Raw genomic sequence first — 14,074 nt, 5'->3', positions numbered from 1 at the left:
AAAATTTTAACAATTCAAAAAATAAGTCAATTATTTCAATTCAGATCAATGACAGACTAATTGTTAATGAAGTGCATTGCTGCACTTTTATTCAGCGATTGCATCTGATATTTTAAATCGCAAGGATGACAAAATTATAAAATTGAGGACAGGAAGTATGTCTAAATTAAAGACTCAAGGTCTTTTCACGGCAATTGCGGTTGTAGCAGCTACAACTTTATCTGGATGTTCATACGTAATCAAAACTGGTGCGAATGCATCACTTGCTTTTAGTGAAAAACACATCTTACCACCAGTACTCTCAATGGGTGATGTGGATATGGTGTGTAATCAGGGCACAGCTTTGACTCCTGTGATTATGGCGACTAAAGATATGGGTGCTGATCCGACCCGTATGGCAGTTCTTTTATATTCAGCTTCAGGGATGTGCGCAGAAAATCGTGCCTTAGATGCAGAATTAAGATACCTAAGAGCATCAAAAGCAGGTCAAGTGACAGAAGCACAAGATGCGCGTATTGAACAAAAGCGCTGGGCTGCTGTTGCTGCCGAACGTCAATATACGGGTTATCAATTGTTTGCGGAACGTTGGCAGTCTAAATATAAATATAATTTAGGTGACTCATGTCCAACTATGCGTCGTAATCTTGACCAAACAGTATATCTGTTAGGGATGTTAAGTGGCTTACAAGCAATGACCAATGATATTGCTTCTGGTGGTCAAGTGCATGTTCCTAAAGATATCGCAGCAATTGTTGAACGTGGCATGGTCTGCCTTGATAACAACAAGTTTTGGGGTGTACCGAATGCTACTCGAGCAGTGATTTGGACATTATTACCTGGAGCTGATGCAGGCAAACCAGATCCATACCAAACGCTTAAACAATCTATGCAAATTGGTGAGCAAAAAGGAGTACGCTTATCGCATGCCTTGTATGCTGTTGCAGCACAAGCCAGTGGTGACGATGCAAAAATACGTGATGCATTACGTTCTTATGCCGCTTCACGTGCTGAAAAAGTTCCTGTAAATCCAGAGTTTAAGTTATTGGATAATATGGCAGGACAAATGATACAAGCGATCTCAGACCGTTATTGGACGGAGAATACAGGTGTCCGAACTGAAGCAGATGGAATGTCGAGCTTCTGGGATGATCAAGCGACCAATGAAGCCGATGATCTTTTCGAGAACACATTAGGCGAATAAGATTTTTTAATTTTGTTCAAAATTAAAAATGGAGTTATTCAAGAAAAAGAGCTTTAAGCTCTTTTTCTTTTAGGAATACGAAAGATGAAAGATACTATCCTGATTCGAAAAATACTGTTTATTGCATGCTGTATCAGTATTGCTGCTAGTTTGCAGATTTTTCAGGAGTATTTTTTCTATTGGCGTCCTGTATTGGATGAAGAAATTTGGCGAGTATGGACAGCTCACTATGTACATGTGGGATGGATACACTATGCATTGAATATGGTGGGTTTAGCCTGCCTACCATTCATCTTCCCATATGTCAAAATTAGGTACATGTTGTACTTGTTGATCGCACTCCCGCCATTAATTAGTTTAAGTTTTTTTTATGTTTATCCTCGCGTTGAAGCTTATGCAGGTCTATCAGGGGTGCTACATGGTATGTATATGGCTTTGGCAGTTTATTTTTTTAAATTTGAAAAAGAACGTAAATTCTCGCTGCTTGTATTAGCTTTAATCACGGGCAAAATTTTGTGGGAAAATATCTTTGGTTCTCTCGATACTGCGCAAATGATTGGTAGCCCAGTATTGGTTGAAGCACATTTAACAGGTGCAATATGGGGGGCATTACTCAGCATGCTCTTTTTAATTTATCAGCATATCTCCGTGAAGGACACACACATCTCTTAATTCCTCTGATGCTTAATTATCACTTATTTTAATGTGTGATCAGATTCAAATCTTTTGCATTTATTTTTTTAAGGTCATATTTGTTTAAAAAAAGAAATACAGTATGGTATAGCCTACTGATTTAGTTGGTTTTTATCTCGCTCTTAAGAGGTGAATTGATGAAAATTGGCATAAATTTAAAAAAAATGGAAAAGTCAGTCATTCTTTTTTAAAAAAAAATCAGTCAGATTCATGTGATAAAAGTGGTAAGGAAATTAGGTAAAGGATTTTGCCTAAGCCCGAATTAGAAAAGATGAGCTGTACAGGCAATGTATAGCAGTATTAAATAATGGAATAACAATGCAAGAGCCTTCTAAAAAGAGATCTGGGTTAGGTCTACTTAGTTATATATGGACTGAGTGGATATCTGCGTTTACGATTTTGCTTCTACTGTTACTGACGCTCATCATCGGGACAGGAGAAATGATTCACGGGCAGATGTTACGTATAGGTGAAAGTCTATACGGTGACGAAAAAATTGGTATGCAGTATTCATTCTTGCGTGCCGAACCTGAAAAGCCAGTCTGTGATCGAAATCCAAATATTGACCTTTTGGTTCAAAACCAAATGCAAGCCAATGCAAAAGATGAATTTGCAGATATCTTTGGTACAACGTCTGAAGAAGATGTTCGTGCCTCTGTATTGGCTGGTCAACAGTTATGTGAAGAAAAATATGCCTTCTACGATAAGTCAATTCAGTATTTAGAAGATAACCCTTCAATACGAACTTACCGAACCATGGAAACAACTTTCTTTGGTATTTTCCAATTTGGTACTGAAAATAAGGCAGTTCTATTGATTATCATGGTGGTACTTGCAGCGATCACTGCAACACTTAAAATCCACCACATTGGTCTACGCGGTCCAAGTTCTGTTTTAGATTATCGGGTTTACGCTGTCGCAATGATACTTGCGAACAGTTTCTTAACCAGTTCAGCGATCAGTCAGTATAGATCTGTATTGAACTCTGGTGTTCCGCCAACCAGTGAGATGACAATCATCTACTGGTTATGGATAATCTTGTTCAGTACACTGACATTAATTAGTTTGTACCAATTATTCCGTGTACCAGAAAATGCGAAGCCAGGTGGTACGATTGGCATGGCATTATTGTCAGTCCCACTTTATGCCTATATGGCGATCACAACAGGATTTAACTTTACCTTTGTGATGGACTATCCAATGGGTCAAGGGATTTATTTAGGGCAGCTGGTTGAGTTCTCTACCATTTTCCTTAATTTATCACTATTCATTTGGGCAGGTATGCTGTTAAAGCAGACCTTAATTGTTGATAAATTCCTAAACATTTTACGTCCATGGAATCTAGCGCCTGAAACGCTTACCTGGTTAATCTTACTTGCTGCTGCATTACCTACAGCCTATACAGGTGCATCAGGTATTTTTGTAATCGCTGCAGGTGCGATCATTTATAAAGAAGTTTGGAATGCGGGCGGACGCCGTCAATTCGCTTTGGCTACGGCTGCAATGTCAGGTTCGCTTGGTGTGGTACTCCGTCCATGTCTATTGATTGTTGTTGTTGCATCGCTGAACAAAGAAGTGACGACTGACTTGTTATACCAATATGGTATCGGTGTTTTCCTCATCACTTCGACACTGTTCCTATTAATTTCACTGTTCTTTGCTGAGCAAAAATTCCGTATTGCAGCGCCATCAGTTGCATTCCCGAATTCCGCTAAGGCATTAGTGGCAGTAGTTCCTTATGTGATCGTGTTCCTGATCGTGTGGTCATTCTACAAGTATGCATTAAATACCAATTTGAATGAGTTCACTGCACCAGTCATGATGCCAATCATCTTACTTGTCATGGTGCTTTATGAAAAATTACGTCATGAACCAGCACCACTCGCACCAGTAGGACATTGGGATACGACATTAAGCCATACTTCGGTTGAACAAGAAGCAGCTAAGGCGCGAGTGTCAGCATCTGAAATTGCAGCGCAAGATAGTCCAGACAATCCTGCGCGTAAAGTGAGTTTCTGGAAGTCAATTCATGTATCTGCAAGTGAAACAGTCGGACATATCGGGGCGCTTGTGATCTTAATGGCATTGTCTGTCAGCGTTGGTGGATACTTAGAGCGTATCGAGTTGATGGAACACTTCCCAACGGATATTGAAAATATCTATATCGTGATTACCTTGATCGTATGTCTCATGGTATTTGTCGGTATGATTATGGATCCGTTTGGTGCTGTCATCTTAATTTCAGCAACAGTTGCTCCTGTCGCCTACGCTTATGGTATAGATCCTGTTCACTTCTGGATGATTGCTTTAATTGGTTTCGAATTGGGTTATGTATCACCTCCAGTTGCACTCAATCACTTGCTCGCAAGGCAGTCGATTGGTGATGAAGAGGTGGCTGCTGCCGATGCAGAAGTGAAAGATAAAACGTTCTACTACAAATACGAACGTTGGATTCTTCCTCTGATTGTGATGATTCCAGCTATGTTAATTATCGCCTATGTACCTTATATCTTTAAGTTATTTGGTTGGTATCAATAATTAAATAAAATAAGCACCTTCGGGTGCTTATTTTTTAATGAATTTACAATAAAGCCAGCTCCATCGAGCTGGCTTTGTTGATTTTTAAAACATCTTAATTTCTTGGGCGCGGCTTAAATTGAATAACACCAATTTCGTCTGCAACCTCAGGCATTTGAGGTTCATCTATATGTGTCGGACGATTTTCAGAATAGTTACATTCAATACATTCGATCCATTCTGAATCACCTGAAGTGAGCATGACAATACGATCCATAGCTTCACATTTCGGACATTTTGCACCTGCAATGAAACGACGTTTGATCGACATAATGACACTCACCTTCAAAAATTAGTAGCGTAGTTTAAGCAGTTTTAGTGTCATTCGTCCAACCTTGATGGCGTAATAATGCATCAATTTTAGGCTCACGACCTCTAAATTTAACAAAGGCATCAAGCGCTGTATCTTTACCGCCTACAGCAAGCACTGCTTTGCGGAAAGCAAGTCCAGTCTCTTGGTTGAAGATGCCTTCTTGTTCAAAGCGATCGAATGCATCACTTGCCAAAACTTCAGCCCATTTGTAAGAGTAGTAGCCTGCGGCATAACCCCCTGCGAAAATATGGCTAAAACTATTTTGGAATCGGTTGTAAGGTGCTGTAGGGAGAACAGCATATTGTTCACGAATTTCGTTTAGAGTGTGTTGAATAGCTATTGCATCTAAAGCAGGAGATTGTTTATGTATATTCAAATCAAACATGGCAAACTCTAGTTGACGAAGGGTTTGCATGCCTGATTGGAAAAATCTCGCATCCAAAAGCGACTTAAGGAGTTCTTCAGGTAAGGGTGTTTTGGTCTCAATGTGTTGGCTGATTAAAGCCAAGCTTTCATTATCCCAAGTCCAGAATTCCATAAACTGACTTGGCAGCTCGACGGCATCCCAAGCGACACCATGTGTGCCTGCTACAGAGATATGATCTACTTCTGTGAGCATATGATGCAGACCATGTCCAAACTCATGGAAAAGAGTAACGACTTCATCATGTGTTAAAAGCGCAGGCTGTTGACCAATTGGTGGTGTAAAATTACCGACCATGTAACAAATCGGTTTCTGCATGCCATTGTTGGTTTGCATACGTGAGCGGAATCCGCTCATCCATGCTCCACCACGTTTCCCACTTCTAGCGTACAAGTCAAAATAGAATCCACCTATGACACTGCCTTGATCTTCAAGCTCATAATATCGTGCATCTGGATGCCATACAGGTGCTTCACGTTCAATGACTTGAATACCATATAAACGCTCCACAATTTTAAATAAACCTTGAACGACGACAGGGGTAGGGAAGTATGGCTTAAGTGCTTCCTGAGACAGATTAAACTGTTGAACTTTGAGTTTTTCCGAGAAATACGTCGTGTCCCAAGGTTGTAGTTCATCTACACCATGAGATTGAGCAATTGCTTTTAATGCCTCAATTTCTTGTAGGGCAGGTTTACGAGCATGTTCTGCCAACTCAATCAGGAATTGATCTACAGCTTCAACACTTGGAGCCATCTTACTTGCCAGTGAATATGCTGCATAATGATCAAAACCTAAAAGTTGAGCCATTTCTTGGCGCAATTTGAGAATTTCTTCCATCACCGCAGTATTGTCATATTCAGGGTGATCTGACTGATCCGACGCTCGCGTGGTATATGCTTTATATAAGGCTTCGCGAAGCTCTCGATTATCTGCGTAAGTCATGATCGCAAGATAAGAAGGGAAATCCAATGTCGCCACGGCTTGATCGAGTTCACGTTGTTGACCGTATTGCTTTAGCAGTTCGATACTGCTCGCAGGTAAACCAGCAAGTTCATCTTCAGTTAATGGTTTGAAATATGATTGTGTGGCATCAAGAACGTGGTTAGAAAAATCTGAAGAAAGCTGCGATAAACGAGCTGATATTTCTGCGTAGCGTTTTTTTGCTTCGCCTTCTAGAGCCACGCCTGAGAGTTTAAAGTCTCTAAGTGCAAGTTTAATCGCACTCTGTTGAGCTTCTGGTAAATCCGAAAAAATAGGTGCATCATGCACATATTGGTAGGTTTGATAGAGCGCAGTATGTTGCCCTAATTGTGTGTAGTATTCACTTAAGCTAGGTAAAAGAGACTGATAAATCTCGCGGGTTTCAGGATTGTTCATCACAGCATTTAAGTGAGACAAAATACCCCAAGATTCGCTCATTTGGTTTTCTAATTGATCGATTTGATCGAGCACATTTAATTGTAATTGTACCGTGTCTGGGACTTTCTCGAGTTGGTTTATAAAGTGTTGACCATTTTGAATCGCTTGTTCAATCTGTGCTTTAAGTTGATCAAGTGTAATTTGAGAAAAATCGGGTACAGGCAAAGTTGCCTTTTCTAAAGTCATTCAAGGACCTAATTGATTCATTTACTTCATTTAGATGTAGGGGTTTATGGACTTTAAATCAAGTGATACATTCAATTATTTACGTAAGTGCTAAATAAAGAATCGGTGCACTTGATTATAAATTAAAAAAATAAAGCTTAAAAAAAAGAGCGCCGTAGCGCTCTTTAAAGATTTAGTCTAATTTAGCTTTCGCATTCGACTTTTTCTTTTTTACTTTAGCTTTCTTTTTCGCTTTGTCTTTTACTTTTCCATCAGATTTTTTGTCTGATTTTTTAGTATAAGAGCTTGGTTTTGCCTTGGACTTTTTCTTACGAACAGGGCGTTCACCGCTTTCATCTTTATCTTTTAGGAGTTCGACAGGCTCATTCAACATGCGATTTAACGCTTCTTGCTTGGTGACCGGGTTTTCCTTCACGACACGTGGTGCTCGACTACGAATAGCGCGACCTGCATGGCTGAGTTGTTGAATCAATTCAAAATCAATCTTACGTTCTTCTAAATTGACACCTGCAACCTTGATGCGTACTTCATCACCCAAACCGAAGGTCTGACCACGATTTTGCCCAACTAAACTTTGACTCGCTTGATCGAAGACAAAGAAGTCATCGCCAAGCTGGCTTACATGGACCATACCATCGACATATAAATCTTTTAAAGTGACAAATAGACCAAACTCAGCCGTAGCACTAATGACGCCAACAAACTCTTCACCAAGATGCTGTTGCATATAATGGCATTTTAACCAAGTGGTCACTGAGCGAGAAGCTTCATCAGCTCGACGTTCTGTTGCCGAGAAATGATTACCGGCTTCTTCTAGTGCGCCACCTGAGACTGGTGCAGGTTTATTTTTGAGGTGTGCTTTGATAGCACGATGTAATAATAAATCTGGATAACGACGAATTGGAGAGGTGAAATGAGTGTATGCCTCATACGCCAAACCATAGTGACCAGCGTTATTTGGCCCATAATAAGCTTGCATCATGGAGCGAAGAAGCACAGCATGAATACTTGGCGCATCAATACGGTCTTTAGTGGCTTCAATGACCGCTTGGTAGTCCGCTTGCGTAGGTTGATCAGGGAATTTCAAACCTAATAACTTAACAAAGTCGCGAACTTTTTGAATGCGTGAGAATTCAGGTGGCTCATGCACACGATACAACATTGGAATTTCGTGTTTTAAAGCAAATTCAGCAGCAGCGACATTGGCTAACAACATACATTCTTCAATGAGTTTATGAGCATCGTTACGTGATCTTGGTAGAATTTCTTTAATTCCACCAAGTTCATCAAAGGTCATGTACGTTTCAACGGTTTCAAATTCCATTGCATGGCGTTCTGCACGTAAACCTTTTAATACTTGGTAAAGTTGGAATAATGTATTCAGTGATTTACGCACTGTACGATCTTCAGGTACAGCTTGACTATCACCTTCAAAATATTTTGCAACTTGGTCATAGGTGAGTCGTGCTTTAGAGTGCATCACCGACGGATAGAATTCAAATTTTGTGACTTTACCTGCGCGACTTAAATTCAAATCACAGACCATACATAGACGATCGACATTTGGGTTGAGTGAGCATAAGCCATTTGAAAGTGCTTCAGGCAACATCGGTAAGACAAAGTGAGGGAAGTACACAGACGTACCGCGTTCTTGTGCTTCATCATCTAAAGGTTTACCAATACGAACATAATGACTGACATCTGCAATCGCAACCACGACACGATAGCCGCCACCAGGACGTTTTTCTGCATAGACAGCATCGTCGAAGTCACGTGCATCTTCACCGTCAATTGTGACTAAGGGTAAATCTCTTAAATCAATGCGTCCTTGACGATCTCGTGCTGTCGGTTCTTTAAAACTTTCAGCTTCTTGAACTACTGCTTCTGGAAATTCGTAAGGTAAACCATATTCTAAAATGGTTTGAGGAATAATAATTTCAGTATCAGATTTGTCGGCCATAGATTGAATAATATGGCCTGTAGCAAACTCTTCACGATTTGGAAAATCATCAATTTCAACTCGAAGAGAATCACCAACTTTAGCTTTCGCATGCGCAATGAGTTCTTTTTCTAAGGTAATCGGTTGATGCGCATTTGGATTTGCTGGTTGAATGAAGTATTCACCTTCATATTCTGCGAGTTTCCCAATGATTTGTTTGACGCGTCGTTGGGTAATTTCAGTAATGAAACCCCATGGTTTACCTTTACGGTCAACAGAGGTCTGTTGAACTTTAACTCGGTCACCATGGAAGACTTGACGTAATTCACGCTCAGGTAACAAATATTCTTCTTTCTTACTATCTATACTCGCAACCCCTAAACCTTTGTTATTGATATAGATGGTCGCATCATGAACAGGTTGATCTGCCATAAGCTGGAACTTATAACCTTCTTTCGTCAATTGACCATCACGAACCATCGCACTTAAACGGTGACTAAGTGCTTCAATACTTTTTTGATCCGCAATTTCGAAGTGTTCCACAAGGTCTGCATGAGACAATGCTTTTTTCTTATTCTCAATCGTTTCTAGAATAAGAACACGGCTTGGAATAGGATTATCGTAACGTTCAGCTTCCGCTTTGGCTTCAGGGTCGACCCAATTTTTCATAATGTCTTTGGCTTCATATCAGAAGATAAGTTTAGCATAAGACATGATGAGAAATACTGCACGTAAATGATTGCAATAAAGTGTTTTTAGTTCATAAATTATAAAAGAGATGCAGAATAGACAGTATTAAAGTGAAATTAATGCAGATTAAAGGTAAAAAACCTGAAAATTGTTTAAAAAATATATGATTGAACAAAAAACATAGAATTTTTTAAATTCTCACTTGAAGAGTAGGGACGAAGTTTGTATTATGGCGTCTCGTTACGGTGAGGTGGATGAGTGGCTGAAATCACTTCCCTGCTAAGGAAGCATACCTATTACTGGTATCGAGGGTTCGAATCCCTCTCTCACCGCCAACGATAAACTTGAAATGCGCTCATAGCTCAGCTGGATAGAGCACTTGGCTACGAACTAAGGGGTCGGGAGTTCGAATCTCTCTGAGCGCACCAATCAAGTTAATCGATGTAACGAAGTCGTAAGACACTCAAGTACGCGCTCATAGCTCAGCTGGATAGAGCACTTGGCTACGAACTAAGGGGTCGGGAGTTCGAATCTCTCTGAGCGCACCAACTTGATCATCTCTAAGATGTAAAAAAGAGAAGAAACCGCTTAATTGCGGTTTTTTTGTTTCTAGAATGAAGTGATGCTATAAATCATCATATTTTATTAGCTACTTAAGAAAGAAATAAATTTTAAAATTTCTACACATATTATTTTTAATTAATAGATATTAGCTCTTATAAAAACATCATCAATCCAACTCAGGATTGTTTGGAATTTGGATTGATCTTGTTGACCATCTCTTAAGTTGTTGATTATCTAGCCATAATTTACATTTACGTATAAATACTGTTCGCTTGATTTAAATTTTATTAAAAAGTACTTAACAAATAATAATATTCATATATAATGCACTCCATCAAGACGTCGCGCTCATAGCTCAGCTGGATAGAGCACTTGGCTACGAACTAAGGGGTCGGGAGTTCGAATCTCTCTGAGCGCACCAACTTGATCATCTATAAGATGTAAAAAAGAGAAGAAACCGCTTAATTGCGGTTTTTTTGTGTCTATTTTTTTATCTTATTTCTTCTGCTCTTCGTTTTTGACTTTCAATGCAAAGACGACATTCGCCCCAACTGTAGGGAGCACATCATGATAAGGCAAGCTCCGTGCTGCACGAATCAGGAACGGTGCTTTTTCATCTATTTTTCCAGCATTCGTCATTTTCAATAAAGTACCTTGTTGAAACTTATCAAATTGCATTTTTCCTTTAATGTATTTCAGATCACCGCCTTGAGCATAAAAACTATTCTGATTCGACTGAGGAAAGCTAAAATTTAGTTTAAATCGGAATGGAATTTGAATAACTCCTAACCCGAGTTCAACTTTAAAATCTGCCAATTGTGTTTGGTCTTTTAGGGTTTCGATATCAATAGATTTGAGTTGGCGGGGAAACAACTTTTTATAATGTACAGGCTGTGTCCATTTTTGTAATTGTTGCACTGGTTGGGAATAATACTGATACGTCGTCACAAAACGCATTGATTCTGCACCGTGTTGATAAGGCACGGTTGTCGGTGTATGGACAAAACTTACAGGGTGTTCGGTGATACGACTGATTTGTGCGATTTTGGCTATTTGATTTGTCGTTAATTGGTCGGATGGAAATTGTCCTGGTTTGAGCGCACTCGAAGAAGGCGCTGTTAATTTTTTTCGAATTGATTCAAGTAAAAATGCATGTGTACCACTTGGAATTCCCATTTTTGCTTCAGGCACTGCATTCAGAACTTTGCTAAATAGAAAACCTTTAGGTTGGTTCAAATCTCCCCATTGCGTTAGGGTCAGAAGAGTATGATTTTGATCCAATTTGAACCATTCAAATTTGCCTAGACCATAAGGAACAGGTGCATCCACAATCAAACTCGAAATACTATTGGCTTCAATATGATGCTGAAACACTATGGTCTCATTAAAGTTGAGCACTGGTATTGGTGTTGGAATGGAAATTTTATATTGAACCTGAGTGATATTTTTTTCTTGATTTAATATTTTAGCTGATTTCAATGTCGGGAATAATCCAACAAAATTTTCAAACTGTGAAAGCGTTTTGGCGACCTTTTCTTCATTAACAGGCAATACGATGGCAGATGATGTGAACTTCACATTTGGATTGGGTTGTTTTTTGCGTGTCGGAATAGATGTTTGGGTATTTGTGTGCGCATAAATGAGAATCTGATCTTTGGCGATGCTGGCGAGTTCGGTACTATTATTTTGAAATGGTTTTAACGCACTGGGTATATTTTCTTTCCATTCAATAATCGCGCTGTACGACAAGCTAGGTACAAAAATAAGGCTTAAGCACAATGCTCGATAGTTAAAGTATTTCATTTTCATCCTGAACTATGAATTTAGACTTTTTATTTTGTGTCATTGTAAATCGTGTGATGCTTTCATCAATAGTGCGATGATGTAATCAACAGTATTCATTAAAACGACAATTCGATTTCAGGTAAAGTGGTGTAATATCTTTGCTTAAGAAAATCGATTGTTGAATCCCCTATGTCTGATACTCAACCAGTTTTATCTGTCCGTTACTTCTTAAATTTACAAGAGTCTCAGGATGGTTTTGCATTAGCTACTTTTGGCAAAAAACAATTTACGCGTTTTTTAACGCCACTTGTCAGTATTGCGATCGTGATTTGGGGGCTTTATCTTGGATTAGAGGGAGTAGGGCGCTATTACGTGGCTTTAGGCACGTTCTTTATCTTTTTACAAATCGTTATGCGTTACTGGTTCTTACCTATGATGTTCAAGCGTCAGTTTGAAAAATATCAATTTGGTAAGACTGAACAAGGTATCGATTTGTTTCAAAACTCTGCCGAGCTTTTTTCAAGTGGTCGTCCTAAACAAGCATTTGCCTACAGTGAAGTACAAAAATTTGTAGTGGGTAAATTGACCTATATGCTTGAACTCAAAAATCATACAGTTGTCATTATTCCAAAACGTGCATTTGAGTCTGATGTAGACAGAACACTGTTTGAAAATACATTCCAAAAACGTTAAGTTTTGATGAGTTCATTATTCAAACTATAAATAAGAGAGATTTTCATGAGTGCAGTTCCATCAAAAATTGTATGTGTCGGTCGCAGTTATGCTGCGCATGCTCAAGAATTAGGTAATGCGATTCCTGATCAACCTGTCTTATTTATCAAGCCGCCGAGTAGCTTGGTGTCCTTAGCAGAAGGGATTGATTGGAATCGTGCATTGGGACAGTGTCATCATGAATGTGAACTTTCATTGCGAATAGATCGACCGCTCAAAAACGTTACGGATCCTCAAGAGGCATTAGCAGCAGTAGGTGCAGTCACCCTTGGTTTGGATTTGACTTTAAGAGATCAACAAGATCAGCTTAAAAAGAAAGGACAACCTTGGGAACGTGCGAAAGCATTTGATGGATCTTGTATTTTGGCAGGTTGGATTTCGCTTGATCAGGTCCCAGCATTAGATCAAGTCCAGTTTAAGCTCGAAATTAATGATCAACTTAGGCAACATGGTGATACGGGGTTACTGATTTTTAAATTAGGAGCGCTTTTGGCAGAAATCAGTCAAAACTTTAGCTTAATGTCTGGTGATGTTGTCATGACGGGTACGCCTGCAGGTGTGGGACCATTAGAATCGGGTGATCAGCTCAAAATGACTTTGACTGGCTTAAAACAAGATTTTGTGTGGACTACGCAAGTGCATTAATGATGCATCAAGCTCAATTAAAAAGGATGATGGTTCATCCTTTTTTTATGGCTAGAGATTGTCTGAATTGATGTTTTTACGAAACTGTTGGGGCGTGATGTGCATCCAGCGTTTAAACATATTGATAAAGGCTGAGGCGTTGGCATAGCCCAAATCTAGAGCAATATGTTCAACGGTTTTATTTTCAGACAATAAGCTTAATGCTCGTGTAATTTTAAAGCGTTGACGCCATTCATTGAGCGACATCGAAATTTCAGCTTCACATAGGCGCGATAAAGTGCGCTCACTCATATTCACCATTTGAGCATAATCTCTCAGTGGACGCTGATCACTGAGATGCTCATGCATGTAGGTAAATATCGTTTGTAATGCAGGATGATCAGAATGGGGTAAGTAGCTTTTGAGCAGTGGTGAACTTTTTAATTGATCCAGCAAAACCATTAAGAGTCGTTGATATTCGGGTTGATCATATTTGAAATAAGTTTTTCTGAGTTCATTGAGTAGCGCCGTCACTAAGGGGGAGCTTAGTAAAATACCTGATTGTTTGGGCAGTGCATCACACAGGCTTTCATGCACGTATAAGGTGGCATGAGAAACAGCTGTGAGATTAATACTGCTGTGATGCAGATGCGGCGGTAGCCAAATTCCGTAGGGCGGAGGTGTTAAATATTGATTTTGATCAATATGAACTTCCATTACACCATCAAATGCATAGATAAATTCGCCCCATGCATGACCGTGTTTAGGATATTCCGAATGGGCTGGATCATTACGGAATGTTAGCCAAAGATTCTCTTGGATATGATCATAATTATCTAACTGAACGAATGATTCATGTGGATGGCGTTTTGGCATATTAAATTGCCTGAATAAATGTATTTGTTGTCTATTTTGAATTATATA

10 protein-coding genes and 4 tRNA genes are annotated in these 14,074 nt (G+C 39.4%); 9 read left to right on the top strand and 5 right to left on the bottom strand.

Annotated features, from left to right (window positions below):
* The first annotated feature begins 157 nt into the window (after positions 1-157).
* From BMW42_RS11730 to BMW42_RS11720, 3 genes are all read left to right on the top strand, one after another.
* Positions 158-1,201 carry a hypothetical protein gene (locus BMW42_RS11730; RefSeq protein ID WP_092768074.1) on the top strand — a complete coding sequence of 348 codons (1,044 nt, stop codon included), beginning with the start codon at positions 158-160 and terminating at the stop codon, positions 1,199-1,201.
* Between the two features lie 84 nt (positions 1,202-1,285).
* A complete protein-coding gene (gene rrtA, locus BMW42_RS11725) occupies positions 1,286-1,873 on the top strand; it encodes a rhombosortase (RefSeq protein WP_092768072.1) in 588 nt (195 codons plus the stop codon).
* Between the two features lie 339 nt (positions 1,874-2,212).
* The gene (locus tag BMW42_RS11720) at positions 2,213-4,432 is read left to right on the top strand and encodes a TRAP transporter large permease subunit (RefSeq protein ID WP_092768070.1); all 2,220 of its coding nucleotides are present in this window, start codon (positions 2,213-2,215) and stop codon (positions 4,430-4,432) included.
* Between the two features lie 94 nt (positions 4,433-4,526).
* Here the strand turns inward: BMW42_RS11720 and BMW42_RS11715 are convergent, their stop codons facing one another.
* The 3 genes from BMW42_RS11715 to rnr form a co-directional block, all read right to left on the bottom strand.
* Positions 4,527-4,736 (bottom strand): YheV family putative zinc ribbon protein, encoded by a 210-nt coding sequence (locus tag BMW42_RS11715; RefSeq protein ID WP_171076743.1) that lies wholly within the window; start codon positions 4,734-4,736, stop codon positions 4,527-4,529.
* Between the two features lie 40 nt (positions 4,737-4,776).
* A complete protein-coding gene (locus BMW42_RS11710) occupies positions 4,777-6,816 on the bottom strand; it encodes a M3 family metallopeptidase (RefSeq protein ID WP_035265188.1) in 2,040 nt (679 codons plus the stop codon).
* 172 nt (positions 6,817-6,988) lie between these two features.
* Positions 6,989-9,427, bottom strand: a complete 2,439-nt coding sequence (rnr, locus tag BMW42_RS11705; RefSeq protein ID WP_213032618.1) for a ribonuclease R — start codon at positions 9,425-9,427, stop codon at positions 6,989-6,991.
* 262 nt (positions 9,428-9,689) lie between these two features.
* Here rnr and BMW42_RS11700 point away from each other — a divergent pair.
* From BMW42_RS11700 to BMW42_RS11685, 4 genes are all read left to right on the top strand, one after another.
* A tRNA-Ser gene (locus tag BMW42_RS11700) sits at positions 9,690-9,780 on the top strand.
* Positions 9,781-9,796: 16 nt separating this feature from the next.
* A tRNA-Arg gene (locus tag BMW42_RS11695) sits at positions 9,797-9,873 on the top strand.
* A gap of 43 nt (positions 9,874-9,916) precedes the next feature.
* Positions 9,917-9,993: transfer RNA gene (locus BMW42_RS11690), tRNA-Arg, on the top strand.
* A 360-nt stretch (positions 9,994-10,353) separates the two neighbouring features.
* Positions 10,354-10,430, top strand: a tRNA-Arg gene (locus BMW42_RS11685).
* A 74-nt stretch (positions 10,431-10,504) separates the two neighbouring features.
* On the opposite strand, the gene BMW42_RS11680 is transcribed toward BMW42_RS11685, so the two are convergent.
* Positions 10,505-11,812 (bottom strand): hypothetical protein, encoded by a 1,308-nt coding sequence (locus tag BMW42_RS11680; protein ID WP_092768066.1) that lies wholly within the window; start codon positions 11,810-11,812, stop codon positions 10,505-10,507.
* 171 nt (positions 11,813-11,983) lie between these two features.
* Between BMW42_RS11680 and BMW42_RS11675 the strand changes: the two genes are divergently transcribed.
* Positions 11,984-12,487, top strand: coding sequence for a YcxB family protein (locus BMW42_RS11675; protein WP_035265193.1), 504 nt, complete (start codon positions 11,984-11,986; stop codon positions 12,485-12,487).
* A 45-nt stretch (positions 12,488-12,532) separates the two neighbouring features.
* On the top strand, positions 12,533-13,171 hold the full coding sequence (locus tag BMW42_RS11670) for a fumarylacetoacetate hydrolase family protein (protein ID WP_092768064.1): 639 nt from the start codon (positions 12,533-12,535) through the stop codon (positions 13,169-13,171).
* A 51-nt stretch (positions 13,172-13,222) separates the two neighbouring features.
* Here BMW42_RS11670 and BMW42_RS11665 read toward each other — a convergent pair whose 3' ends face one another.
* Positions 13,223-14,026 carry an AraC family transcriptional regulator gene (locus BMW42_RS11665; RefSeq protein WP_092768062.1) on the bottom strand — a complete coding sequence of 268 codons (804 nt, stop codon included), beginning with the start codon at positions 14,024-14,026 and terminating at the stop codon, positions 13,223-13,225.
* Positions 14,027-14,074: the final 48 nt, after the last annotated feature.

Source organism: Acinetobacter sp. DSM 11652, assembly GCF_900109815.1.
Taxonomy (GTDB): Bacteria; Pseudomonadota; Gammaproteobacteria; order Pseudomonadales; family Moraxellaceae; genus Acinetobacter.
This window is presented reverse-complemented; position numbering and strand designations above follow the sequence as displayed.

Coding starts and splice junctions, on each gene's coding strand:
- BMW42_RS11730 (WP_092768074.1), top strand. CDS start 158: ATGTCTAAATTAAAGACTCAAGGTCTTTTCACGGCAATTGCGGTTGTA.
- rrtA (WP_092768072.1), top strand. CDS start 1,286: ATGAAAGATACTATCCTGATTCGAAAAATACTGTTTATTGCATGCTGT.
- BMW42_RS11720 (WP_092768070.1), top strand. CDS start 2,213: ATGCAAGAGCCTTCTAAAAAGAGATCTGGGTTAGGTCTACTTAGTTAT.
- BMW42_RS11710 (WP_035265188.1), bottom strand. CDS start 6,816: ATGACTTTAGAAAAGGCAACTTTGCCTGTACCCGATTTTTCTCAAATT.
- BMW42_RS11680 (WP_092768066.1), bottom strand. CDS start 11,812: ATGAAATACTTTAACTATCGAGCATTGTGCTTAAGCCTTATTTTTGTA.
- BMW42_RS11675 (WP_035265193.1), top strand. CDS start 11,984: ATGTCTGATACTCAACCAGTTTTATCTGTCCGTTACTTCTTAAATTTA.
- BMW42_RS11670 (WP_092768064.1), top strand. CDS start 12,533: ATGAGTGCAGTTCCATCAAAAATTGTATGTGTCGGTCGCAGTTATGCT.
- BMW42_RS11665 (WP_092768062.1), bottom strand. CDS start 14,026: ATGCCAAAACGCCATCCACATGAATCATTCGTTCAGTTAGATAATTAT.